This is a genomic window from Parabacteroides hominis (assembly GCF_014287585.1).
GTDB lineage: Bacteria > Bacteroidota > Bacteroidia > Bacteroidales > Tannerellaceae > Parabacteroides > Parabacteroides hominis.
This window is the reverse complement of the sequence record NZ_JACOOJ010000016.1, coordinates 52,153-77,610: the sequence shown is the minus strand read 5'-3', so window position 1 is coordinate 77,610 and position 25,458 is coordinate 52,153. Positions and strand designations below refer to the sequence as shown.

Annotated in this window: 17 protein-coding genes and 1 tRNA gene; 11 read left to right on the top strand and 7 right to left on the bottom strand. The window is 46.1% G+C overall.

Translation table 11 applies throughout. The features are described 5' to 3' along the window. Nucleotides 1-2 precede the first annotated feature (2 nt). Entirely contained in the window at nucleotides 3-1,061 is a 1,059-nt protein-coding gene (locus H8S65_RS10515) for a class I fructose-bisphosphate aldolase (RefSeq protein WP_186929939.1), read from the bottom strand. A gap of 192 nt (nucleotides 1,062-1,253) precedes the next feature. Between H8S65_RS10515 and H8S65_RS10510 the strand changes: the two genes are divergently transcribed. Both H8S65_RS10510 and H8S65_RS10505 read left to right on the top strand, forming a co-directional pair. Continuing rightward, on the top strand, nucleotides 1,254-1,805 hold the full coding sequence (locus H8S65_RS10510) for an NADH peroxidase (protein WP_115501409.1): 552 nt from the start codon (nucleotides 1,254-1,256) through the stop codon (nucleotides 1,803-1,805). Nucleotides 1,806-1,935: 130 nt separating this feature from the next. Then, nucleotides 1,936-2,022, top strand: a tRNA-Ser gene (locus H8S65_RS10505). Nucleotides 2,023-3,083: 1,061 nt separating this feature from the next. Here the strand turns inward: H8S65_RS10505 and H8S65_RS10500 are convergent. The 4 genes from H8S65_RS10500 to H8S65_RS10485 form a co-directional block, all read right to left on the bottom strand. Further along, nucleotides 3,084-3,779, bottom strand: a complete 696-nt coding sequence (locus H8S65_RS10500; protein WP_222616273.1) for a flavodoxin family protein — start codon at nucleotides 3,777-3,779, stop codon at nucleotides 3,084-3,086. A 208-nt stretch (nucleotides 3,780-3,987) separates the two neighbouring features. After that, nucleotides 3,988-5,466, bottom strand: coding sequence for a flavodoxin (locus H8S65_RS10495; protein WP_186929937.1), 1,479 nt, complete (start codon nucleotides 5,464-5,466; stop codon nucleotides 3,988-3,990). Nucleotides 5,467-5,671: 205 nt separating this feature from the next. Then, nucleotides 5,672-6,574, bottom strand: coding sequence for a FimB/Mfa2 family fimbrial subunit (locus H8S65_RS10490; RefSeq protein WP_186929936.1), 903 nt, complete (start codon nucleotides 6,572-6,574; stop codon nucleotides 5,672-5,674). A 36-nt stretch (nucleotides 6,575-6,610) separates the two neighbouring features. Next, a complete protein-coding gene (locus H8S65_RS10485) occupies nucleotides 6,611-8,002 on the bottom strand; it encodes an Mfa1 family fimbria major subunit (RefSeq protein ID WP_186929935.1) in 1,392 nt (463 codons plus the stop codon). Between the two features lie 189 nt (nucleotides 8,003-8,191). Here H8S65_RS10485 and H8S65_RS10480 point away from each other — a divergent pair, with 189 nt between their 5' ends. Further along, nucleotides 8,192-10,354, top strand: a complete 2,163-nt coding sequence (locus H8S65_RS10480) for a hypothetical protein (protein ID WP_186929934.1) — start codon at nucleotides 8,192-8,194, stop codon at nucleotides 10,352-10,354. Nucleotides 10,355-10,483: 129 nt separating this feature from the next. Then, complete coding sequence (locus tag H8S65_RS10475) at nucleotides 10,484-11,668, top strand: THUMP-like domain-containing protein (RefSeq protein WP_186929933.1); 1,185 nt, start codon at nucleotides 10,484-10,486, stop codon at nucleotides 11,666-11,668. Here H8S65_RS10475 and H8S65_RS10470 read toward each other — a convergent pair whose 3' ends face one another. Next, nucleotides 11,669-13,339, bottom strand: coding sequence for a putative transporter (locus tag H8S65_RS10470; protein WP_186929932.1), 1,671 nt, complete (start codon nucleotides 13,337-13,339; stop codon nucleotides 11,669-11,671). Between the two features lie 571 nt (nucleotides 13,340-13,910). Between H8S65_RS10470 and H8S65_RS10465 the strand changes: the two genes are divergently transcribed. The 7 genes from H8S65_RS10465 (at nucleotide 13,911) to H8S65_RS10435 (ending at nucleotide 22,134) form a co-directional block, all read left to right on the top strand. Next, nucleotides 13,911-14,360 (top strand): HU family DNA-binding protein, encoded by a 450-nt coding sequence (locus H8S65_RS10465; RefSeq protein WP_186929931.1) that lies wholly within the window; start codon nucleotides 13,911-13,913, stop codon nucleotides 14,358-14,360. A 335-nt stretch (nucleotides 14,361-14,695) separates the two neighbouring features. After that, nucleotides 14,696-16,288 carry a leucine-rich repeat domain-containing protein gene (locus tag H8S65_RS10460; protein ID WP_186929930.1) on the top strand — a complete coding sequence of 531 codons (1,593 nt, stop codon included), beginning with the start codon at nucleotides 14,696-14,698 and terminating at the stop codon, nucleotides 16,286-16,288. Beyond that, the gene (locus tag H8S65_RS10455) at nucleotides 16,285-17,127 is read left to right on the top strand and encodes a hypothetical protein (RefSeq protein ID WP_186929929.1); all 843 of its coding nucleotides are present in this window, start codon (nucleotides 16,285-16,287) and stop codon (nucleotides 17,125-17,127) included. The genes H8S65_RS10460 and H8S65_RS10455 overlap by 4 nt, the downstream gene beginning before the upstream one ends. A gap of 134 nt (nucleotides 17,128-17,261) precedes the next feature. Next, nucleotides 17,262-17,522 (top strand): type II toxin-antitoxin system HicA family toxin, encoded by a 261-nt coding sequence (locus H8S65_RS10450; protein WP_186929928.1) that lies wholly within the window; start codon nucleotides 17,262-17,264, stop codon nucleotides 17,520-17,522. A gap of 10 nt (nucleotides 17,523-17,532) precedes the next feature. Beyond that, nucleotides 17,533-17,880, top strand: a complete 348-nt coding sequence (locus tag H8S65_RS10445) for a type II toxin-antitoxin system HicB family antitoxin (RefSeq protein WP_186929927.1) — start codon at nucleotides 17,533-17,535, stop codon at nucleotides 17,878-17,880. Nucleotides 17,881-17,917: 37 nt separating this feature from the next. Next, nucleotides 17,918-19,162 carry an exonuclease SbcCD subunit D gene (locus H8S65_RS10440; RefSeq protein ID WP_186929926.1) on the top strand — a complete coding sequence of 415 codons (1,245 nt, stop codon included), beginning with the start codon at nucleotides 17,918-17,920 and terminating at the stop codon, nucleotides 19,160-19,162. Then, nucleotides 19,159-22,134, top strand: coding sequence for an SbcC/MukB-like Walker B domain-containing protein (locus H8S65_RS10435; RefSeq protein ID WP_186929925.1), 2,976 nt, complete (start codon nucleotides 19,159-19,161; stop codon nucleotides 22,132-22,134). The genes H8S65_RS10440 and H8S65_RS10435 overlap by 4 nt, the downstream gene beginning before the upstream one ends. Before the next feature lie 64 nt (nucleotides 22,135-22,198). Here H8S65_RS10435 and H8S65_RS10430 read toward each other — a convergent pair whose 3' ends face one another. Then, complete coding sequence (locus H8S65_RS10430; RefSeq protein ID WP_436277875.1) at nucleotides 22,199-25,456, bottom strand: SUMF1/EgtB/PvdO family nonheme iron enzyme; 3,258 nt, start codon at nucleotides 25,454-25,456, stop codon at nucleotides 22,199-22,201. Nucleotides 25,457-25,458: the final 2 nt, after the last annotated feature.

Genomic DNA, 25,458 nt, shown 5'->3' with positions numbered 1-25,458 from the left:
TATTAGGCAATTGTAATTTCCGGGTCCAGATACACATCCTGTATCGTGTGTAGTAATTCTACACCGTCTTTCATCGGACGCTGGAACGCTTTACGCCCGCTTATCAGTCCCATACCGCCGGCCCGCTTATTGACAACGGCCGTGTAAACCGCATCTTTCAGGTCTGAAGCTCCGTGAGATTCTCCGCCTGAGTTGATGAGGCCGACACGTCCCATATAGTTGTTGGCGACCTGGTAGCGGCAGAGGTCGATCGGATGTTCTGTTGCCAGTTCTGTGTACATTTTCTGATTGATCTTGCCAAATTTGATAGTGGTAAATCCACCATTGTTTTCCGGTAATTTCTGCTTTATGATATCCGCTTTGATCGTGACGCCCAAATGATTCGCTTGTCCTGTCAGGTCGGCTGCCGCATGATAGTCCACGCCGTCTCTCTTGAATTCACTGTTGCGAAGGTAACACCATAGGATCGTAGCCATTCCTAACTCGTGGGCATATTCGAAAGCTTCGGATACTTCTTTCAATTGCCTTCTGCTTTCTGCCGAGCCGAAATAGATGGTCGCACCTACGGCTGCTGCTCCCATATTCCAAGCCTCCTTTACGGAGCCGAACATGATCTGGTTGTATGAATTGGGGTAAGTTAACAATTCATTATGATTCAGTTTGACCACAAACGGGATCTTATGAGCGTATTTGCGGGCTACGGAACCCAAGACGCCGAATGTGGAAGCTACCGCATTGCATCCCCCTTCAATTGCCAGTCTGACAATATTTTCCGGGTCGAAATAGATAGGGTTCGGAGCAAAGGATGCACCGGCGGTATGTTCGATATCCTGATCTACAGGCAGGATCGAGACATATCCCGTGTTTGCCAGCCGTCCGTTTCCTAAGAGGCGTTGCAAATTGTTCAATGTTTGGATATTTCTATCCGAGTCGATCCATATACTGTCGATGACAGATGGAGAAGGAATGTGTATAAGTGATTTATCGATTGTTTTGCAGGTGTGTCCCAGAAGGAATTCGCCCTGTTCGCCCAGTAGGCTGATAATCTTTGATGTGTCCATAATTATGAAAGTTTTAGAGTATAACATACGTCATAGGAGATAGGTTTCATAGTTTTTATCGATAAACAGATAGAATAAATTTATGAGGTTTTGTAGGACTTGTTTTAGAATGTTTCCCTACATTTGCAAAGAACAAATAACGAGTGTTACAATTATTATTACGATTATACAACCAATAAAAATTTTACAAAGATGAAAAAGAAATGGATTTGCACAGTTTGCGGTTATGTACACGAAGGTGATGAAGCTCCTGAATTCTGTCCTCAATGCAAGCAGCCGAAGAGCAAGTTTAAAGAATTGGTAGAAACAACCGGTGCATTGACTTTTGCCGATGAACACGTGATCGGCGTTGCTAAAGGTTGTGATGAAGAAATGATTAAAGACCTGAACGCGCATTTCATGGGCGAATGTACCGAGGTAGGTATGTATTTGGCTATGAGCCGCCAGGCTGACCGCGAAGGCTACCCTGAAGTAGCAGAAGCTTTCAAACGCTACGCTTGGGAAGAAGCGGAACATGCTGCTAAGTTTGCAGAATTGTTGGGTGATGTTGTTTGGGACACAAAGACAAACCTGGAAAAGCGTAAAGATGCGGAATGCGGCGCTTGCGAAGATAAAAAACGCATTGCCACTCGTGCAAAACAATTAAACCTGGACGCCATCCACGACACTGTTCATGAAATGTGCAAGGATGAAGCCCGCCACGGTAAAGGATTTGAAGGTTTATACAACCGTTATTTCAAATAATTCGCAAATTCGTTAACAAGTAAAGGGTATTCTTTTAGGAGAATGCCCTTTTTTATTGCAGAAAAATGCCCTTAACAGGATAACGGAATCAAATTTTCCCTACATTTGTAGCCGTAAATAAACGACCCAAGGAAAGCTGCCGGAGTGGTCGATCGGGCCGCACTCGAAATGCGGTGTACGGGTAACTGTACCGGGGGTTCGAATCCCTCGCTTTCCGCTGTACAAACCGGACAATGAACAGCCAAGTCCCACAAATCATTTGATTTGTGGGACTTTTTTAGTTGCCAGGCATGGATGTTTTAGTTTACCCGATTTGTTGTGAAAAAGACCATTTGCTGTCAATTTAAGAAAAACTGAACCTATATTTTAGGCACGGATTTCACGGATTACACGGTTTAAATATGTTTTGAAAAAAACTTCTTGCCGTGTAATCCGTGTAATCCGTGCCTAAAATTGGTTCAAATCTGCCAAAAGATGAGTCTGATAGACGCAAATATAATTTTGACGCGGATTTCGCGAATAACACGGATAAGAAAACATGTATCAGGTGTTTAATTCGCGTTATCCGCGAAATCCGCGTCAAGAAATCCTGTTTATTTATTCTAATCTGCGTCTATCAGACTCAAACCTCTTATGTGAAGTTGTTCCTATAGATGCCTGTCGCTTCCCGAAAAGGTCGGCATCGGTTGCCGGATAGATACCTACCTTTTTCCTGCTACCCTATAGGCTTTTCCCGGACAGGCTAAAGGCTGTATTTTTTAGCCTATAACCTATATTTTATGGGACAGGAACCAATCAGATCCCTTATATGAGAAAACAGAAAACAGGGTTCACGGTGGTAAAAGGCTAATGGCCAGCGATTTGTTGTGAAGGCTGTGAAACCGGATTACGATCAGCCAATCCTATCGATCAATCCCGCCTTTTTTTATCTTGCATTCACAGGGTTCACGGCAACATGCTGATCTACAGACTCCTCCGAACAGTGTGAACCCTAATTAAATAAAACAACCAGGGGGTATTTAGAGGATAATCTAAGAAAAACCGAACCTATATTTTAGGCACGGATTACGCGGATTACACGGTTTAAATATGTTTTGAAAAAAACTTCTTGCCGTGTAATCCGTGCCTAAAATTGGTTCAAAACTAATTTGTTTTGAATGTTTTTGCTAACATGTATATTCTTGCTTTTATGCTTTTTAGCTTAAAGGACGCAGACAGTCGAATCTGAAGGTGGCAAATCCGACATTTTGACAAATTGTTTATTGGACTACATATATCTCATTTAAGATGGTTTAATAGCCACGCTATATTTTCTCCGAGATTCTTCATATTGGCAACGCCTTCTTCATCTTTTAGTGCTTCTCCGGGCAGGCGACCGTAGGCAATGTTCCAATAAGTGGAGCCGACAAGATACATTTCTTTGTTTAGAAAAAAATGATTGATCGTGTCGATAGTGTTCATTGCTCCTGCACGCCGTGCCACAGCCACCGCTCCTGCCACTTTGTGACGGAACATTCCCGGATTGGTATCGCTCACTACACTGGCTCTTTCGATTACCGCTTTCAATGTGGATGAAACATCGGCAGAATAGGTAGAGGAACCCAACACGATAGCATCAGCTTCGGTCATTTTGGTGTAGAGTTCCCGGAAAATATCATTGTCAAATACACAATTACTTTTTCCTGCGCAGGCAAAACATGCTTTGCAGGGATTTATTGTATGCCCGGCCAACTGAATCAATTCTATTTCATGTCCCTCTTTCTCTATCTCTGCCAAGACCAAATTCAACATATCCGCTGTATTCCCGTCTTTTCGTGAACTTCCGTTAATTGCTAATACTTTCATTTTCCTGTCACTTTTCATATTGAGGTTACTTACTGTAGCAAGCCCGCTTGCATTCAATGCTGCACCAGCGGCGAACACTCCCGTTGTTTTGAGAGCCTCACGCCGGGACATATTTTTTTTATTGTGCATGAATTTTTCGAACTTATCGGGCGGCTTCCGCTCCGGCTTCGGAGTTGGCAACCGTAGGATTCGGGGCTACTCCGTCAAAAACTTTAGTTTCCACCCCAGCTTGCTGAAGTTGCTCTACTGTGCGTGAGATTGTTCAACTGTCCCGCACCGAAAAGAATATGGGTGGGGATGTACTGATTGTAATTCATATTCGTTTTCATTAAAATGTTTAGTACCAGTCATGCTTCTCGTTCCGGTCGAGTGCAGCAATTTGTTCCATCTCTTCGGCTGTCAGTTCAAAGTCGAAGATAGATATATTTTCCTTAATGTGGTCGGGGTTGCTTGAACCGGGGATGACAACCACACCCCTTTGTAAATCCCAGCGTAGAATGACCTGTGCCGAAGATTTGCCGTGAGCGGTTGCAATTCTGCTAATGGTTCCGTCACCTAACAAGGCAGCCGTATGGCCTCTGCCGCCGAGCGGATACCATGCTTCTACGACAATACCTTGACCGTGCATATATTCCACAATCCCTTTTTCTTGATAATAAGGATGTATCTCATTCTGCACCAGCACGGGTTTCATGTTCACTTGCGGTAGGAATTCCGTCATTTCCTTTATATAATAGTTCGACAACCCGATAGAGCGAATCATACCCTGCGCCACATATTTTTCTATGGCTTTGTACGCTTTTACATCATCAGTTCCCGGATGATGCAACAGCATCAGGTCGATATAGCCGATGTCGAGCTTGCGCAAGCATTCTGCTATGGCTGCTTCGGGATTGCCGAATTGATTGGGATAAAGTTTGGTTGCCACAAAGATTTCTTCACGTGGTATGCCCGATTCGCGGACACCTTGCCCCACTTCTTCTTCATTGCCATAGATATGTGCCGTGTCGATCTTGCGGAAACCCGAAGCAAGAGCCGCCTTTACGGAATTGACACAGACATCGCCGTGCAGACTGTATGTTCCCAGCCCAATGATAGGCATATCATATCCACTGCTAAGTCTAACGGTAGGCGCTTTCCCATTTTCACCTTTCGAGAGGTTGAACGCCCCTACATTGCTATTTTGATTCACATTCAAATTCATACTTTCAATCCAATCTTTAATTGTTTCTTTTGATTCATTTCCATTAAAACGTTGTCCTTGTTTCCATGCGGCTTGTTTTGCCAATTCGTGCAAATCCGTATCGCTTGAACCGATACCGCTGGAGTGCGAAGTGCAGAACGGGACAATAGTCTTGTCTGCAAAGTCGTGACTTTCAAGGAACGTAGAGATTATTTTAGGAGCTTTTCCCCACCAAATGGGATAACCGAGGAAAATCACATCGTAATTTGAAAAATTCTCTATTTCGCCGCTTATTGCCGGACGTGCTGACGGGTCATTCTGTTCACGGTTGGCACGGGACGAAGAGTTGTTATAGTTTAAGTCCTCGCTTGTATAAGGAACTTCGGGAACGATACGGTGAAGTGTTCCGTCGGTGATTTCTACAATGCTTTCTGCAATACCTTTGGTGGTATTCGTGCAAGAGAAATAAACCACTAATGTGCGTCCGTTACCGGGTTGCGGTTCGGGCGTAGGCTCCGGATCGGGAGAGGGCACAGGTTCTTCCGTTTTCACGGATTCTTCGGCAGGACTGCAAGCGACCGTGGCAAAAGACAGTCCCGACAAAAGGATTAGGGATGATAGCATCATTTTCATATAAATATGGTTATTGTTTAATATCTCTGATGATTTTCTCCAACGGCATGACGAGTAAATTCGTAAGGTCGGAAATCTTCTATCTGTTTTAAATTAATTTATTTGTTCGATGCAAAATTAGAAGGTTCTATTCATTTGGCAGATACCTTTTTTACAGGTTAAAGTACCCCAATTACAGATTGATTTGTGTTCTCCAAAAGAATAATTACATCTCGTCACTTTCCTTTATCTCCCAACCGTTAATTTTTATATCGACCGGAGTATAACCGTCGAATGATATTTCAATTGTAAAATCATGCTCATTATCTAAATTAATATCGGGATTCTTTCCAAGCAGTTCTCCGATAAGATTTTCATCGTAGCAGATTGTATTTGCCTCATCCAGAATCCGTAGACGCGGTATCCGGTTCTTATCAAGTTTCATTACATTGAAATCGGCTGTTAACGTGTTACTCTCTTTTGCAAGTCTCATATAAACAGGTATGTAAGTAATCCGGTCGTCATCGGCAAACAAAGATGAATATCCGTATTTGCCGTTATTGTCTTCAATATAGATGTTATGAGATACGGCCTTATCCAAATTATAGGCAATGACGCGGATATGGTTTGTGATCTGTTTCAGGTTTATCCAGGCAATCGTTTTTTCATGTTCATCCAATGTTACCGTATTGTGCATTCCATGATAAAGCAACTTGGGTTGATTAGTAATCCGGTTATCCGTATCACGTTTCAGAAATAAGAAAAAATCTTCTATATGTGTTTGGCCCGGTATGCATGCTGTTATTTCGTATGTCGCTTCGTCATAGCCCGCCCATGTTACGAACTGGTAACTTCCTTGTTTATAAGGAAGTTCCAATTCGTAATTGTCATCGATCCATATCAGGGAATCATTTACTTGTGAAATGAAAAGACCTTTGTCGTCAAAAATGAATACAGATAACCGGTCAACTCCATTTTCGTCACTTTTTGTATCCGTACCGGTCGTATACCGGAATTTAAGGACAATACCCGTATCATCCGGAGTACATTCAGGCAAACTTTCTTTAATGCAACTCGTCATTATGAATGGCCAGGCGGTTAATATCATCCATTTTAAACAGGCTTTCATCTTACAAATAAATTTAAAGGGTCCATAGATGGCAGGCTACAGGTCATAGTCTTCTTCATAGACCTCCCATGGATTTATTTCTATATCCGTACTTATCCATGTATCGGATTTAATCGTCTCTCCAGTATCGAAGTTGTCCGAAGGATTGCCCGGAGCCTGTATGCTATGGATGTTTACCTTGAAATATTGATTCCGGTAAACATTATAAGGGGCTTGCGGAGATGTCGCATTGCCGTTGACGAAAATGTGGAAATAACAGATCCCGTTTGTAAAAGTATTATCTTCCAAAGTATACGTTCCGCTGTAGGAAGGCATTCCTGGAGTATTGTTTGCGCAAAGCTCTGCATATTTTTCCGCTACGTTCCCGTCTACGAAATAGTTGGCGATACCGTCGGCTGTCCTGACTACGTAGAATGTTTTGTCGGGATTATTAGGATTATTGATGATTGTAAAGTCTTCTAATTTTGAAGGAGTCGAATTAGAGGTCGATATCACTTTATTAGGAGTAAACGCTCCGCTGACGCTAATAAAAGTGGCTTCGTCTACTTTAGATAGTCCTAAGCTGTATTGGAAAGCGTTTTCCGGTGCATACGAAAAAGAGGTTAGCTCATCGGTCGGAATATAAGTATTTATGGCATCCGAACCACTTTCGAAATCCGATGCGGAAAAGCTATCCCAGTTATAGTCTTTGATAAACTCTTCCCTTTTATCCTGTATGAAATAGAACTTTTTATTCAGGTTCCTCCAACCGAATTTTATATCTGTCATAGTGCCTCCCCCGTTTACTACAAAATCATTCGCTTTGAATACTGCTGCTTTTGCCACGACGCGGGAAACGGGAATAGACAGATGGTTCGCTTGGGCAAGGCTTTCGTTGTCGTACAAGTTTGCAGCTGGAGTACTTTCCGGATAATCCGCATTGAACATGACAAAGCCATTTGTTAGGTCTGCCAGTTTCGAGGTCTCTTGGGCGAATTCGTTATAATTGAATGCCCCTAATCCGTTGGTCGTTATGTAGTTTACCATATCTGTGTTTAAGTTTACAGCCGCAAAAATATACTTGTCGGCTTTCTTGGTTTTGATCGGTTTGTTTGTTACCCATGTGGAGCTGTTGGGAGATTTTGAGGCGAGAGATCCATCGGCTACTGTAAATTCGGCAACAGTCGGAGTATGAGGGGACTCGACGTCATAAATAAAAACATGCAGGGTTTTGACCTTGTTTTCATTAATGGTGCCCGGATCTGTGGCCCGGCTCGAAGCAGCCTTCGTCATAGTAGTATGGGGAATCGTGATAGCGATAGAGGTATATGCGTCCGGCGCGCCGGTATTCGGACCTTCGGAAGATTCCTCCGGGAACTCGTTGTCTTTACTGCATGCAGCAATAGCTAATGCTGTAAATAATATCATACACAAATTACTTGTTTTCATATGCTTATTTTTTTGGTGAATATTTATATTGTTTTTTTATTTCATCTGATTTGACAGGGTTGTCCTACATAACAACTGTTCCGGTCAAATAGTTATACTTTTTTGAAAATGAGGATCTTTTAAAAAACAGTTCGTTTGCATGAGTGAAACAAAAGCAAGGCGATCCGTGTTCTATCCGAAAAACGCATCATGAGACAGTTCATATCCATCCTGATAATTTCTCTTTTATTCATATCTTGTAACGACGAAACAGAGATACCAGCCGGAAATGACGTAGATGACATAAAAATGAGATTAGTCATAACGATCCCCCCTTCTACTGTTTATTCGGCGACGAAAGCGGCGATCGGCCAACCCATCCATGAATCTTTGGTCAGCGAAATCCAGGTATTGGTATTTGAAGACCAAAAATATCGATATCGGGTACCTGGCATATCCATCAGCAGCAACACTGCACAGACTACATTCACAGCCCACTTGAAATCAACCGGTTCGCCTGTGGAATTGCTTATTCTGGCGAATGCGAACGAAGCGGTTGTTTCCAATGAACCTTCGTTGGACGATAGCGAGGACGTCGTAAAAAGGAAGATAAACCGGGAATTTGATAATCTGGTTTCAAATTTTCCGATGTACGGCGTTTATAAATTCCCTGCCGGATTATCGGCAACCCAAAAGCAAGAAATTACCGGGATAAAAATGTTGCGTTCCATTGCCCGTGTGGATGTCATGGCTACCGAAGTCTCAAATTTCAAACTGGCGGAAGTAAAGGCGTACCGTGCCAATAATTTTCTCCAAGTGATTCCCAATGAGATAGGGGTCATGAAAGTAACGATTCCGAGTGTCCCTGACGGAAGCGCGGCAAATGTAAACAGCCGTATGTTTCCTGTGGCTGAGGAGGATTTGAATGAATTTTCCGCACAACTTTATTTGCCGGAAACAAGTTCGCCGGCCGAGAGCAACCGGATAAGCGGCGCGACATGTGTCGTTGTGGGCGGTTACTATAACGGAAGCGACAAGCTGAGTTATTATCGCATGGATTTTGACCCGGATAATAAAGACAACTCTTTCGGGCAAATCCTGCGTAATCATAAATATATATTTAATATAAAGAAAGTCTCCGCTCCCGGATGGGATAGTCCGGACGACGCGGCGAACAATCAGTCCGCACATATTGTGGCGGAAGTGCAGCAATGGGATGATAACACGATCGATATGTCTTTTGACGGAGAACATCATTTCGGAGTTTCCACCCGTGAGATCATACTGAAGAACAAGGCCGGTTCGAAAAGCGCTATAGATGTAGCCACCGACCTGCCTGACTATACATTGCAGTGGGCGGATGCCGATGGTACGCCGGTAGGAAACGAGAGCCAGTCATTGGCGGATGAATATTTTACCGTAGAAAAGAATCCGGATGGCAGCCAGTTGGTTGTGACTGCTTTGCAGAATAATACGTCTGATGATGCAGGGCCCGCCCGGAACTTTGTCATTACCGCCCATCGGTGGAAAATATCGGTGTCGATAAAGCAAAAATATGACGAGGCAGCCAGTAGGGTAATCAGTCTTTTGACATTTAATACCGGTTTAGGCAGTTTAGGATCCAATATTATTGCTTCCATATCTCCCGAAGGGCGTGCAGGCGGTTTAAGAGGAATATTGGATAACCGGAATAATTTCGGCCCGAACGGGACTGTCGTTTGCGGAGGGTATAATCTGATACAGTCCAATGTAAGTAATAATAAATTGACAGACGCTCTTTTTGCCGCCTTTGATGTCGTCTATATCCATTATATGAGCAATGCCTATTTCGGAAATAAAGATGCTGAGAAAGTACATAATTGGTTGAAAGCAAAAAAGAACCGCGTGTTAATCGCGTCCTATGACGCCGCTGATGTGAGCAAGTACCTGATCGCTGAACTCTTGGGCGGCAACAGTGATATAAAATTTCTGGTTACTAACAATGGAGGGTTTACGATAGCTCCCCCAGATGCGGATAACAGCTATTTCATTTCTACAGGGCCTTTTACAAGCGGCGCATATACCCCGATCTCTCCGGATTTCGTATTTCGTAACTTTGATTACTATCACGGCGAAATACTGTTGAATACCGAATCGGCAAAAGGAATCACGCCGCTCCTCATCGGAAAGGCTGGCGGTATCGTATTGGGAGTAGACTATTCGAGGCGGATCGTCTATATAGGAGATACGGATTTAGGGAACTATTCGTTAGGAACCGGAGGTACGGAGAAGAACCGGATAAATAATACTACCGGAGAAATCAGTAATGACGCTTCCAAGTTGATGGCCAATGTCTTTGCATGGATAACCAATACCGTACTGTATGGAGAATAGCGGAAGCGCAGAGGACATCCGTCCGCTTGTTTGTCCGAAAAGATTTGCTAATTAAAAAGTAAGTGGTATCTTTAAATCATTATATATACTTGATTAGTTTAGTCTTTTAATCTTATAGCTGTTGTTTATATGTTTTTGACAACATCACAAATACAATTTATCAGAGAGCATGCAGCAGACGATCTGACCCGCCTGCTGCTTTCCGCAGCCAAGTACCCCGGAATGGATATCCCCTTTTTAGTCGACCAGATTGCAGCCCGGAGACAAATCCGGGAAAAGCTGCCGTCATGGTATGCCAACGAACAGTTGATTTTTCCGGCAAAGATTGCGGCGGAGCAATGCTCTTCCGAACAAACGGCTGTTTATAAGCAGTGTTTGGTAGGTGAAGGCTGGAACGTTTGCGATCTGACAGGAGGTTTAGGGATCGATAGCTATTTCATTTCCCGGAAAGCGGGACATCTGACCTATATCGAACGCTTTCCGGCTTATTGTGAAGCGGCGGAACATAATTTTTCGGTATTGGGAGCTGATAATATCACTGTTATAAATGCCGACACCACCCAATATATTAATAAACTTCCTGAAGTGGATGCCTTTTATATCGATCCTGCACGCAGGGGAGAATGCAATAAACGGGTCTTCGCCTTGCAGGATTGTGAACCGGACCTGCCCGGATTGTTGCCTGAACTGTTGAAACGTTCTCCTCGTGTAATGGCAAAACTCTCGCCAATGGCAGATATACAAATGACCTTGGGCCTGCTACCGGGAACGACATCTATCCATGTCCTTTCCGTAAAGAATGAATGTAAAGAGTTGCTTTTTGTAACGGAACGGGAAACTAAAAACGGAAATCCGGCAATCCATTGCATTAATTTCGGCTCGGATGGAATGCAATCTTTCCTTTTTACAGTAGAGGAGGAGCGCAGTGCCGAACTGATAGTGGCCGGTCAGGTTGCCGGATATTTATATGAACCGAATGCTTCAGTCTTAAAGGCAGGTGCTTTTAAGCAGATCGCTGTCAAGATGGGAGTTGAAAAATTACAGGTAAGTAGTCATTTATATACTTCGGATCGATTGGTTTCTGATTTTCCGGGTCGTGTATTCCGGGTTGATGAAGTTTTACCTTTTACCGGAAAGTTGTGTAAAGGACTTTCCAAAATGATCCCGCAAGCCAATATAACCGTACGGAATTTCCCTTTGTCCGTCGAAGAACTGCGCAAGCGGACAAAAATAACCGATGGCGGCTCCACCTACCTCTTTGCAACCACCTTGGCGGATGGGGAAAAGGTGCTGGTCAGATGTTCCAAAGCCTGACTAAGTAAACAGCATCAACACCAACTGCGCCGAGATCACACGGATAAACATCGAGAGCGGATAAACGGTGGCGTATGAAACGGAAGGTTCGTCGCCATCGACAGTCGTGTTGGCATAGCTCAGTGCCATCGGGTTTGCCATGCTCCCGCAAAGCATCCCCACGTTATGCGCATAGTCGAGTTTGAAGAATTGCGAAGCCATGAAACCGACAATCAGTACCGGAACGATCGTCAGCAGGAAGCCCAGGCCGATCCAGAGCAATCCTTCTGCCCGGAAAACCGTTTCGAAGAAATGCGCACCCGAATCGATACCCAATCCGGCCAAATAAATTATGATCCCCAATTGGCGAAGCATCAGGTTGGCGCTCATCGTCGTGTAGGTGGTCAGATGGAAACGCGGACCGAATGCCCCCATCAGAATCCCGACGATGATCGGTCCTCCGGCGATACCCAATTTGACCGGCGTGCTCATCCCTGGCAGCGTGATCGGCAATGCCCCCAACAGCATCCCCAACGAGATGCCGATAAAGACCGCCAACAGGTTCGGATTGTTAAGCCTCTTGATCTCGTTCCCTAAAATCTTTCCGACCGTGTTCACCGAGTTCGCTTCCCCGACGATTGTCAGCCGGTCGCCGATTTGCAGGCGCAGGTCGGGAGATGCCAGCAGGTCTATGCCGGCACGGTTCACACGGGTGATATTGATGCCGTAGAGGTTGCGGAGGCGGAGGGTTCCTAACTTCACACCGTTCACCCGGTTGCGGGTCACCGCGATACGGCGGGAAATCAGTTGGCTGTCGATGGCATTCCAGTCGATATCTGCTTTGTTCCAATCCACGTTCTCCTGTTCACCGAAGAGGACTTTAATATTTTCTACATCCGCTTTAACGGAGATAATCAACAGATGGTCATGTTCATGAAGTAACGTGTCCGAGGTCGGGATGCTTACTTTACCGTTTCTCCATATACGGGAAATGACGAAATGCTTTTCCGTCAGTTTCATGATATCCTTAATGCTCTTCTCATAAATGCCAGGATTACTGACTTGAAACTCCGCAACATAAGTAGTCGTATCTCGCTTTTCTTTCTGATCTTTTTGTTTTTTATCGACAAATATAGCTCTCATGATGATGATAGCTAAGATGACACCCACCACACCGAGCGGATAGGCGACTGCACAAGCCAATGCCATATCTGTAACTCCCTTGGTATTGGCGGGATCTATCTGTAGCAAGGCCTGTTGAGCGGCTCCCAAAGCAGGTGTGTTAGTGACGGCTCCACAAAGCAGTCCGACCATGTTGGAAAGGGAAACCCCTGTTGTCCAATGCAGTCCGACCGTCATAACCAACCCAAGCAGGATAACTCCTAATCCCATCATATTCATCGCTACGCCCCCCTTCTTCAGGGAAGAGAAAAAACCCGGGCCCACCTGCAATCCCAATGCATAAACAAAAAGGACCAGGCCGAAACTTTGCGCAAAATACAGCATATCCTTATTCACAACGATCCCTAAATGCCCTGCCAAGATACCGGCAAAGAAAACGAAGGTGATACCCAGCGAAATGCCGAATATCTTGATCCGCCCCAAATATAATCCGAGTGCGGAGACCAGTGAGATAATGATAACTGCCTGCACCATCGTAGGCTCTAAAAAGGCCTCTTGTAACCAATTCATAAAGTTTCCCTGTTTATTGACGGGACAAAGATAGGACAATAATTCGTGTGGTAAAAGATATTTATGAATCAGTGGCTATAGGCCTATATAATAAGCAGGCCGAAAACTACTCGATAAGTAGATACTATGTCTGCTTATTAAGTAGACAGACCTCTACTTAGTAAGTAGTTTTCAGCCTTTTCGACAAGTAGTTTCCGGAAGTTTTAGCTTGGATGTTTTTTTGTGCTTTTAGGAAAAAAATCTTGTTAGAATTTTTGCTTGGATAAGAAAGAAAGTTGTATATTTGCATCTGTCGCAGGGGTAGTGATTTCTTTTACTGCTGGACGACGCTTTATCGGTCGAGGGATACCCCTCTAATTTCTTGAAGGAGTTTGGAATTTGTAATAGTTTTAAACTTGATATTGAAAAGCCATAATAAACTCTTTTCTCTCCTGCAATTTATTCAAATTAGATTTGCTGCTTGTGGAGTAATCCCGGGTAGAGTGTGTTTGTTTTGGTAGGGAGGACCAGGATAAGCCGGTGAGAGAGTTTTCCTCTTTTCTGTTTTTGGTGTCAAAAAAAATAGTGAAGAATGGCATTAAGAATTCGAAGAATCAAGAAAGCTTTTGGGTTTGATGAGACGAAAACCCAGAAGTATGTGCTCGTCCCAGACCGAGCAACAGTTGTAACATTTGAGCACCTTTGCGACCAAGTCGTGCAGGTCTCCAGTATTAACCGCGGGATGGTTCAATCCACTCTTTATGGATTGGTCCAGTCCATGAAAACCTTTATCCAGCAAGGTCACTCCGTTCAAGTCGCAGGTTTTGGAACTTTTATCCCTTCCTTCAATGCGAAGAGCAGCTTAGTGGAGAAGGATGTGAATGTGGATGCCATCCGTAAAGTGAAACTGCGTTTCATCCCAAGTGCCGAGTTGAGGCAGTTATTGGATAATATGGAGTTTGAATTTGACGTGGTGGAAAGTACGGACGATTCCAAAACTTCTTCGGGAGGCGGAGAAGAGGAAAGACCGGGCGAATTGTAGCCGGGTTTTCTTGAAATCGTAGTCGAATGGCTCCCCGGATCGTGTTTTTGCGGTTCGGGGAGTTTTTATTTGAGTTAAATATGACTTTGTTTCTATAAATTTCCTATTTTTGTAACAATTCCAAGTAGAAACCTCGGTGGAGGTTGGAACGGAAGGACGTATTAGAAAGCGAAAAGCGTTTACGATATTATTCCTAATTCAGAAAATCGCCAATTTTCAACACACTGGAATAATAGACAATGAATGCTTGCGCTTCTTTACCTGTATGCTTATCTGTTATAGAATAAGATTATGTGGTATAGAGCGCAGGCTGTTGTTTTGTTATCAGTGTGTGGGTGTTTGGCGATACCTCTGAGTTAGATAGTAAGACGGCAGTTCCTGCGCTTTTCTTATTTGATAATCTTAGAGTGAATGCCGAACGGAGGGGACAGGGAGGCGGAAGTTTGGATATGAAAAGATGGATAGGTCTGTGTTTGTTGTTTATTTTGGTTTGTTTGGCGGGGTATGCACAGGATGAACTGGTAATAAATGTAGAGAAGCCGGGAACGTTGGCAGATAAAATTGCAGTAATTGATGATTTAAGTTTGGATGCGACAGTGAAGATGACAGGAGAATTGAATGAATCTGATTTTAAAGCTTTTCAAGTATGGAAAGGGTATTCTTTGACGCTTGATTTGTCAGAAACAAAAGTAACGGTAATTCCAGATAAAGCATTTGAAAATTTTATGCTAAAAAAAGTTATATTTCCAAGGGCGTTAGAAAGAATAGAAAAGAACTCTTTTTGGGGGTGTTCTTTGCTGGAATTTGTTGATTTTTCATTGTGTGTGAATTTGAAAGAAATAGGGAGTTCTGCTTTTTTTAGTACGAAACAAAAAGAAGTGGATTTATCTTCCTGTATTAATTTAATAGAAATAGCAAGAAGTGCTTTTCATTTAAGTAAAATAAAATCAATAGTATTGCCCCCTAATATAGAAATAATAGGTCCGAGTGTTTTTCAGTATAATGATTTTACATATATAGAATTGCCTGAATCATTAAAAGAAGTGGGAGAAAAAGCATTTTTTTTAGGGTTGACTTCACCTGTGAATTTAGCAGTTCTGCTAAAATCTAAAGAGCCTATAAAATTGAATAATAATATATTCAGAGACGATGTTTCACTTGTGAATTTAATAGTTCCTGTTGGTAGTAAATCTTTATATGAGAAAGCCCCGATTTGGTCTCTTTATGACATTCGTGAAGTTGGTTTCTGCTTTATCAAAGTTGAAAATGCTGGTGGTGGCTCTGTCAAAATCGGCGAAGAAACCATACAATCAGGTGAAGTTTCAGTAGCAGAAACAATGGATGTACAGGTCTCTTTTATTCCGGATAAAGGTTATTATTTGAAACAAGTCAAGTTGGGTGCTACAGATGTAACAGAACAAGTGAAAGGTAATATCTTGATTATCCCTAAAATCGTAGAAAATAAAGAACTGACCGTTACTTTTGAGAAAGAAGTTTATGCGCTTCAGGTTTCTTATAATGAAGGCGGAAAGGTTCAGATAAATGATAAAGAGGTTAGCTCGGAATCGTCTGTATCAATCAATGCCGGAGAGGAAGTTAAAGTGACGGTTACCCCGGATGATGGTTATCGTTTGAAACAGATTTTGTTGGGAAAAGAAGATTTGACAGAAAATGTCATGGATGGTGTTTTGACAATTCCTTCAATCACAAAAAATGAAAATTTGGTGATTCTGTTTGAAAAGGAAGCCATTATTCTGACTTATTCTGTAAAGATCTCTTATTCTGACGGTGGCAATGTCAAAGTGGATGGCAATCTTGTTACATCCGGTTCTGCTTTGACGGTGGATGAGAATGATGATTTGTTGCTGATGATTATACCGAATGACGGTTATCATTTGAAATCGGTCATGGTGGCTCGGAAGAAATGAAAGAGCAGGTCGAAAACAATACGTTGGCTTTGTTGGCTATCTCGGCAGATAAAGAGGTTCATGTTTCGTTTGAAGCAGATAAGCAAGTGGTAGATTATGCAATAAAGGTAAACTATTCAGCAGGTGGTACGGTAAAGGTGAATGGGCGTATCGTTTCAAACGGAACATCTTTGTCAGTTCAAAAGTTGGCGAAAGTTTCTGTTACATTTATTCCGGATTACGGATATTATCTGAAACAGGTTTTGTTGGGAGGTACAGATATGACCTTGCAGTTAGAAGGTAATGTCTTGGAGATCGCTTTTGTCACGGAAAATTTGGATATTGTTGCCATCTATGAAAAGATTCCGACAGTTTCCTGTATCGTTAATATAGTGGGAAATGGCACGGTAAAGGTGAATGGCTATACGGTTAAAAATGCTTTGGATGTCGTTTCGGTGGAAAAAGGAAGTAAGGTAACATTGTCATTCGCTCCGGATACAAAATATGAAGTGGGTAGCGTATTGCTGAATAATCAAAATGTTACCGGTCAGTTGGAAAACAATGAATATAAAATTGCATCTCTTACCTCTGATATCACCTGTCAAGTTGAGTTTGTATTGATAGATGACCCTACAAGCATCGAACAAGTAGAAAACGCAAACAAACGCATTTACCGTTCCGCCCCCAGACGCTTGGCCTTGTCCGGTTTTAAGGCAGGTGTTCCGATTTATGTTTATGACGGCAGCGGGCGGCTTGTCGTTTTGAAAACGATTCGGGATAGCGTGGAGGAAGTGGATGTTCCAGCCGATGGTCTTTACTTCGTTCGTATAGGAAAGGAATCGTTTAAGGTGATTTTGTAATAAGGTAAATAATAGAATGGTAAAGGGTGTGTCCAAAAAAAGACCTGTGTCTTTCGGACATACCCTTTAAATTTTCCCTATATAGCATTGCTTTGTAACTGAATTTAGTTACATTTGTAGAATAAACTAATAATATGGGAACTAAGGAAAAACTGATAAATCGTTTTTGTAGGCTGCCTAAAGATTTTACTTATGAAGAAACGTTGAAATTGCTTTCTTCTTTTGGGTATGATGAACACAATAAAGGAGTAACGTCCGGTTCACGTGTAAGATTTAAAAATGAGCAGACAGGACAATATATTGATATTCACAAGCCGCATCCGGGCAGTATAATGAAAGCATGGATGATGAAAGCAATATATCAACACTTAAAAATCAACGGTTTAATAAAATAAAAAAATGAATATGGATTACTTGGAATATAAAGGTTATAAAGGCTCGGTGGAGTACAGCAAAGCTGATAACTGCCTTTTTGGAAAGGTTCTTGGAATGAGTAAAGATTTGATTCTTTATGAAGGCAATACGATTGATGAACTCCGTGCTGATTTTGAGGCTGGGATAGAAAGCTATCTTGCAGGTTGTTTGGCTGATGGTGTGGAACCTCGCAAACCCTATAGCGGTACGTTGAATATCCGTATTTCTCCAGAGATACATAGTAAGATAGCTATGCTGGCACAGGAGGCCGGGACTACGATTAATGCTTATATAAAGCAAGCTTTGGAGAATCAACTAAAATTGATACATCAAGGATAGAACCGGTTTGTAAATTTGCAAACAAAACAAAGAGCCAATGTCATTGAAAATAATACATACCGCCGACTGGCATCTTGGACAAACCTTTTTCGGCTACGACCGTGATGAGGAGCATGAGGCATTTCTTTCGTGGCTGATCGATACATTGACGGAGCAGCAGACCGATGCCCTGCTGATTGCAGGCGATGTCTTCGATGTCGCCAATCCGTCGGCAACCGCCCAACGCCGTTTTTTCCGGTTTCTGCGGGAAGCGAACCGGCGTAATCCGCATTTGCAGATCGTGATTATCGCAGGCAATCATGATTCGGCAGCCCGTTTGGAGGCGCCGAGACCCTTGTTGGAAGAATTGAACACGTCGATCGTTGGGGTTATTCCGCGAACGGATCTGTGTAAGATCGATTTCGATTCGCTCCTGATTCCCCTATATAATAAGGAAAGAGAGCGGGAGGCACTCTGCCTGGCCGTTCCCTATCTGCGCCAGGGAGATTATCCCGCTTCGAAAGAAGGGAAAGATACCTATGTGGAAGGGGTTACCCGGATGTACCGCCAACTCTATGACTATGCCGACAGCCGGAGGCAACCGGGCGAGGCACTCCTGGCAATGGGACACCTGCATGCGACCGGCGCTGAACTGTCGGAAGACGACCGGAGCGAGCGGACCATAATGGGAGGGCTTGAATCCGTGTCGATAGATGCCTTTAAAGAAGGCTTGGCCTATACGGCCCTCGGTCATATCCACAAGGCTCAAAGGGTAGGGGGGCGCGAGAATATACGATATGCCGGCAGTCCGTTGCCGATGTCTTTCTCCGAGCAGCATTATCGCCATCAGGTCGTTGCTTTTACGGTCGAAAACGGGTGCTTGTCGGATCTGAAAGCGATGCCTGTCCCTTTACGAACCGCCTTGCATCGGATTCCGGCGGAACCGGCATCGCCAGCCGAAGTCCTTTTGCTGCTTGCTAATCTGCCGTTGGCGGAGGAGGAAGCCGATCGTAGCCTCTGGCCTTACTTAGAAGTGCAGGTGTTGCTGACGGAGCCTGATCCGGGTTTCCGGCATCGGGTGGAAGAGGCGTTGGCGGATAAGGCCGTACGCCTGACTTCCATCATTCCTTCTTATCCGAAAAAGGAGGGGGAGGAGGATTCTCGTCCTTTGTCTTATACGGATTTGCAAAAGATCGCCCCGCTGGATATGCTCCGCCATGCCTTTACGAACCGTTTCGGGGGAGATTTGCCGGAAGAGTTGGAGAAGATGTTTAACGATGTAATGCGGGAGGTTTCCCTATGAAGATATTAGCGATACGAGGCCGCAACTTAGCCTCATTAGAAGGTGATTTTGAGATAGATTTTACGGCGGAGCCGTTGCTCTCGGCTGGTATATTTGCTATTTCCGGGCCGACGGGAGCGGGAAAGTCTACGCTTTTGGATGCGATGTGCCTGGCCCTGTTCGCCCGTACGCCTCGTACCGACCAGGCGAAAGAGAATAATGTCAAGCTCCAGGATGTCAGCAATGAACAACTGTCGCAGAGCGATCCCCGTTTCTTGCTGCGAAGAGGTACGGCTTCCGGTTTTGCGGAGGTGGATTTTATGGCCTTGAACGGACACTGCTACCGGACACGCTGGTCGGTGGCGCGAGCCCGCGACAAGGAGAACGGACGGTTGCAGAATCCGCGTTTGGCTTTGTACAACCTCGATAAGGAGGAGGAAGAGCAGGGGACGCGTTCCGACCTGCAAGCCCGTATTATCGAATTGATCGGTCTGACGTTCGACCAGTTTACGCGCTCCGTATTGCTGGCACAGAACGATTTTTCCACTTTCCTGAAAGCTGAGCAGGGAGAAAAAGCCTCTTTGTTGGAGAAGCTGACCGGAACCGAACTCTATTCCGCCATCTCCCGCCAGATATTCGAAAAGAACGCGCGAGCGAAAGAAGCCTTCGACCTGATCCGGTCGCGTATTCAGGGCATCGAGCTTTTGACGGATGAGGAAGAAAACGACTTGCGCACCCGATTCGCCGGAACGGAAAAGGAATTGCAGCGGGTCGAGAAAGCGAAAGCGGAGCAGCAAGCCCTTCAAGAGGCTGTCCGCTCTGTCGAACAGCAGATCACCGTCCGCCAGAGGCAGCAAAAAGAGGCTACCGACAAGCTGGCACATGCAACGGAGTTGTTGACGGTCGCCCGCCGCGAATATGAAAAGGGCGTGGAGGAGCAGCAACAGTCCGAGGCTCATTTCAAATCCCTTCAACAGGAGATATTGCAGGCGCGTAAACTGGATATCCAGCTTGACACGGCCATCCGCGATTTGTCTAATTCGGAACAGCAGTTGAAAGATGTGACTTCCCGCAAGAAGGAGGCTGAAAAGAAATACAAAGCAGCCGCCCTTCGTCAGAAGCAAGGACAGGAGGAGATCGCCCGCCTGACTGAGTGGCGGGAACATTATAAGAAAAAGGAAAATATAGCGGAACAGCTTTCTGCCTTATTGCTTCATTTGGATGCTGCATCGGCGGCCCGGTCGGGAGTGGAAACAGCAAGCCGTTCGGTTGAAACGATCCGGCAGGCTGTAATAACGTTGAACAAGCAACTTGCCGGTTTGCAACAAGCTAACGCCAGTAAACAACAGGCGTTGAAACAGACAGAAGAGAAACATCGGGGTCTGGAAGAAGAATTGAAAGCTGTCGATATACCCGCGTTGGATAAACAAATCGATAAACTTCGTCAGGAACGCGAACAACTGCTCATAGAACAGGCACGCTTGGAAGCCTCCGGGAATATAAAGGAGCTGCGCGCCAGGTTGCAGGAGGGACAGCCTTGTCCTGTCTGCGGAAGCACGCATCATCCTTTTGTCTCCAATCCGGAAGCTGACACACCGCCTGCCTCCATTGCCACTTTAACCCTGCAACTTCAAGAGTTGTCAGGTAAAAAAGAAACCTGCACAGCCAATACCCGCCGGCTTGCCCGCTTGCAGCAGCAATTGCTTCAACTTCACAAGGAACTTGCCGACAGTGAAGCCGCCTGTAAGGATATCGTCGGCAAGCAGCAACTCGCCGCCAGCCGGCAGGAGCGGGAGGAGGTTGTCGTAAAAGAGCAGTCGGCCAAATTAGCCCAGTCTCTTTCGGCTGCCGATCGGTTATTCGGTAACAACGAGTGGCAGAAAGCATGGTTGCAGAATCCGGAAACCTTCCGCAGTGCATTGACTGACTTTGCCCGCCAATGGCATGGGAATGCAGAGAAACTCCATCAGTTGGAACGGCAGGAAAGCGCACAGAAAGCCGAATGCGAATCGCTCGCCTCTTTCCTCCCTTCTCTCGAAAAGCAATTCGAAGAAGCCGGGCTGCTCCACGAAAAGAACCGTACCGCTTTTTCAACCTTGCAGGCGGAGCGAAAGAAACTATTGAACGGTCGTCCGGCAGATGTGGTAGAGCAGGAGTACAACCGGCGAATGGAAGAACTGAAAGAACGCTTGAAAAAGCTGTTGGCCACCCAGACCGAGCAGTCCGGCATCGCCGACCAGACACGCGGCATTGCCGACCAGATTGCAAAAGACTTGGACGAAGCCTCTGCCGACCTGTTCCGGCGAAAGGCGGCTTTAGACAAATGGAATGCCGATTATCAGGCTTCTTCGGATGGACAGCCGCTCGAAGCAATCCTGCTTCGGTTCACCCAGGAAAAGACGGAGCTTGGTTTCCGCCTTCGTACCCAGACGGAGAACAAGGCGAAAGTCTCCGGCCTACAGGAAGAATTGAATGTCCGGCGCACGGAAAGTGAACGTTGGGCGAAGCTGAACGAGCTGGCCGGTTCTGCCGATGGCGCGAAATTCCGCCGCATAGCGCAGGGATATACGCTCGATATTCTGTTGAACTATGCCAATGTGCAACTGCGCGAACTGACGAGGCGTTATCGCTTGGAACGGGTTCCCGAAACACTTGCCTTGCAGGTGATCGACCGGGATATGTGCGATGAGGTACGTACCGTCCATAGCCTTTCGGGGGGCGAATCGTTCCTCGTTTCGCTGGCGCTTGCACTCGGCCTGTCTTCCCTTTCGTCCAACCGGATGAGGGTCGAAAGCCTTTTCATTGACGAAGGTTTCGGTTCCTTGGATGCCGAGACGCTTCGTGTGGCGATGGATGCTTTGGAAAGTTTGCGGACGCAGGGGCGCAAGATCGGCGTCATATCACATGTCCAGGAAATGACCGAGCGCATCCCCGTCCGCGTACAGGTATGTCGGGCTGGGAATGGAAAAAGCACTTTGGTAGTTGAAAGGTGAAAGATGAAAGGTGAAAGTTGCTTCGCGTTACTATCTTCCACTTTCAACTTTCACCTTTCATCTTTCACCTGATTATGATCCTGAATCCCACATTCATCGGCCTTTGCCAGGGCAGGTAGGCTTTGCGGACGGCTGATGTGGAGTATTTGGGACGTTCGCGCCAGGAGCCGCCGCGTACGACTTTCTTTTCGGCAACTTCCTTGTTTGCCTTTTCTTTTAAAGGATAAGGAATGTAATCGGATGCCGTCCACTCCGCCACGTTCCCGTTCATGTCGTACAATCCCCAGGGATTGGGTTGGTAAGAGGCGACCGGGCAACTGATCAGTTGATGGTCGTTTACGTTCAGGACTTTCGGCAGGAAATCCCAGAACTTGCGCATGGGATCGTTTGCCCGCATCGGCTTCGGATCTACGCCTGTTACCGCCAGATCGACAGTCGTACTGTCTGCCAAGTTCTCGAAAGAGCCGAAGTCGCTGTCTGCCGATCCGAACCAGAAATCATCCGCACTTCCCGCACGTGCCGCCCATTCCCATTGTGTCTCGGTAGGAAGGGAGGTGTTGCAGCCCAATATCTTGCTGAGTTTTTGGCAGAAGGCGTTCGCTTCGTCCCAGCTGACGCGTACGACTGGCTGTTCGGGCTGGTTGGCCGCATAGCCGGGAGTCGTATGATCCTTCCAGGTCTGTCCGATGTACCGGCTGTCGTGTTCCGGGAAAAGTGCGCGGAACTGTTCATTTGTGATTTCGGTCGTGCTCATCCAGAATCCTTCCTTTACGTTTGCCTTGAATGCTGGCGATGCGGAAGGCGTCCGGTTGTCGCCCATCGCGAAGCTGCCGGCGGGAATCCATACCAAGTCGATATGGATATCCGGGGTGATGGACAGGCGGCGGGAAGTTTCGCCTTTGGCTGCTTGCCGGGCAGTCGCCGTCTGCTTGTCGAACGGGAATCCTTTTACTTTGACCGGGCGGATCGGTTTGGCGGGTCCTTTTGTCTCGATTGTCTCGCCGGTCGTCGCTCCGGTAATGCCGTCTGCTTTTTTGTTTTCTTTCAGCCAGTCGGCATAGTCGGCAATCTCTTTTTGCCAGTCTACCCGTACACCGCTGTACTTCTCGGCCAGCTCCATACGGCGTTCCACCTGGCCCTTCGGCGATTCGGGCTTCAGGTCGATCTGGGTGAAAGCTCCGTAGTAAGGCGCGTTGAGGTCGATCCAGGTATAGAGCGTTCGCATGTCCTCTTCCGGAACCTGTACCCCGTGGTGTCCGGCTTGCAGGATGCGGGCCAGTTCGCTGTTGCTCGCATGGAACTCGGCCGGTTTGAGAACATAGATGTCCGATTCCGGTCCCTGGCGGTACACGTACGGATGCAGGTTCAGATAACTCTGGTCGTATTGCTTGTTGATCTTCGTCAATATTCCTCTTTTATAAGTGACCATCTGGTCTTTGCGGAAATCTGGCTCGGCATTTTTCCCGTTGTGGCAAGACACGCAGTTACGGTCCAGTACCGGTTGCACTTCCAGGCGGAAAGTGAAAGGGCGGACGCCTCCTTCCGGTGTTTCCAACCGGCGTGCCTGCTTGGCCGAGGCAATCGTGCGTTTGGGAATGGGTATACTGTTCTGATCCTCGTGGCAACCGACGCAGGAGACGATCTCGCCCGGCATCCCCGTCAGCCAGCTGCGCATCCACTGGATGGCCGCCCCGTCTTTATCCAACGGCTGGATAGAAACCGGCGTGTTGGCCGGAATGGTGAACAGTGCGGAACCGTCTTCCTCGACCGGGACTGTTCCGAGTACGCGCTTGATGTCCCATCCGCTCTGTATTCCCTGTGCATCGTGGTCGGAAGGCGCCAAGATATAGGCATACTCGTATGCGAAGATACGGAGCGCCTTGATCGTGCCGCGGGGAACACCCTGCGTACCCTCTCCTTCGTAGATATCCTGGATGAAGACCGTTGCCTCTTTGCTGTCCGGCTTGATCTTAGAGGGGATGACGGGAGGTGTTTCGCGTTTTACCAGCGGGATGGGAGCGGTCAGGCCTTCTCCTTCCTGCTCGGCAATGAGTGTCAGGTTATCGAAAACGTCGACTAAGTAAATTCCCCAAAGTGCATCCTTAGCCGGTTTGCAGGCGACCAGGAAATACTTTTCGCTGAGCGGAAACGGCTTCATGAACTGAGGCCAGACACCTTCCACCAATTCGTCTTTGATGATCGGGACGATCGGACGGTCTTTGAACGGCAGTTCCTGTATCATCCCCTTTTCTTCTTTCCGGCTTTTGGCAGGATCGAAGATGACGAGCCGTCCCGAACGGGCCGTCCCGTGGTGGCCGGAGATAATGCCGATGAAGCGGCTGCTGTGCTTGGAAAGCGGTTTCATGTCGAACGTGCTGTTCGGGAAGTAGGAACCGCTCCCGTAGAGCGCTTTGTTTTCCGTCCCGTCGGGGTTCATGTGCATCACGATACGGGAGAAATAGTGTGTCAGGTCCGTATATTCCCAGCGGGTGTACATGATGCGTCCGTTCGGAATCACGATCGGCGACCAGTTTCCGTCCTGGTCGAAGGTGAGGCGGCGCAAGGCACGCGTCTGCGGATCAAAAGAGACAAGGTTGGCTACCACATCGTCGCCATGTACGCAAGGCACGCCGTTGTAACCGATATTGGTCGTCGCCACCACTTTACCGTCCGGCAGGTAATTGGCATCGCAAAATTCCAGGTCCGGCTCATCGACGGTGATCTTCCGGTGGAGTCCGCTTCCGTCGATGTTCATTTCGTAGATCTGCCATTTCCGGTCTTCGTCAAGCGAAGAAAATAGCAGGTGGCCGGCATCCCAGTGGAGCTGAATATCAGAAACAGGGACATCGGATTCCGGTTTATAGATGCGGTTACTTTCGGTTTTACCGCGCAGATTGCTGAGCAGATCGATTTCGGCATCATATCCTTTGCGCGAATTGGAAAAGAGTGAATTGTAATTAGCTGTCGAAGTACCCATCGATGGTCCCATTGCCTTACGGGCCTTGTCGCCCAAACGGTAGCGGGCCACAATGATCTTGTCCATATCCAATAGCGGATTGGCCAGGATAATCTCACGTTTCAACGCCAAAACTTTCCGTGCCTTGTCAATTGCCTCGGCGGAAACATTGCCGGAAAGTGCTTGTTGTACTTCGGGCAGAAGCGTTTCCAAGCGGGAAAGTTTTTCGTAAAGTGCCGGAGATTTCTCTCCTAACAATGTTTTTGTATCGTTCAGATAAGCGCGTATGGCAGTTGGGTTTATCCATTGAATCTGTACTTTCAAATCGTTAATGTTTTCCGGCCCAGCAAGATCGTTCCGGGGCATTT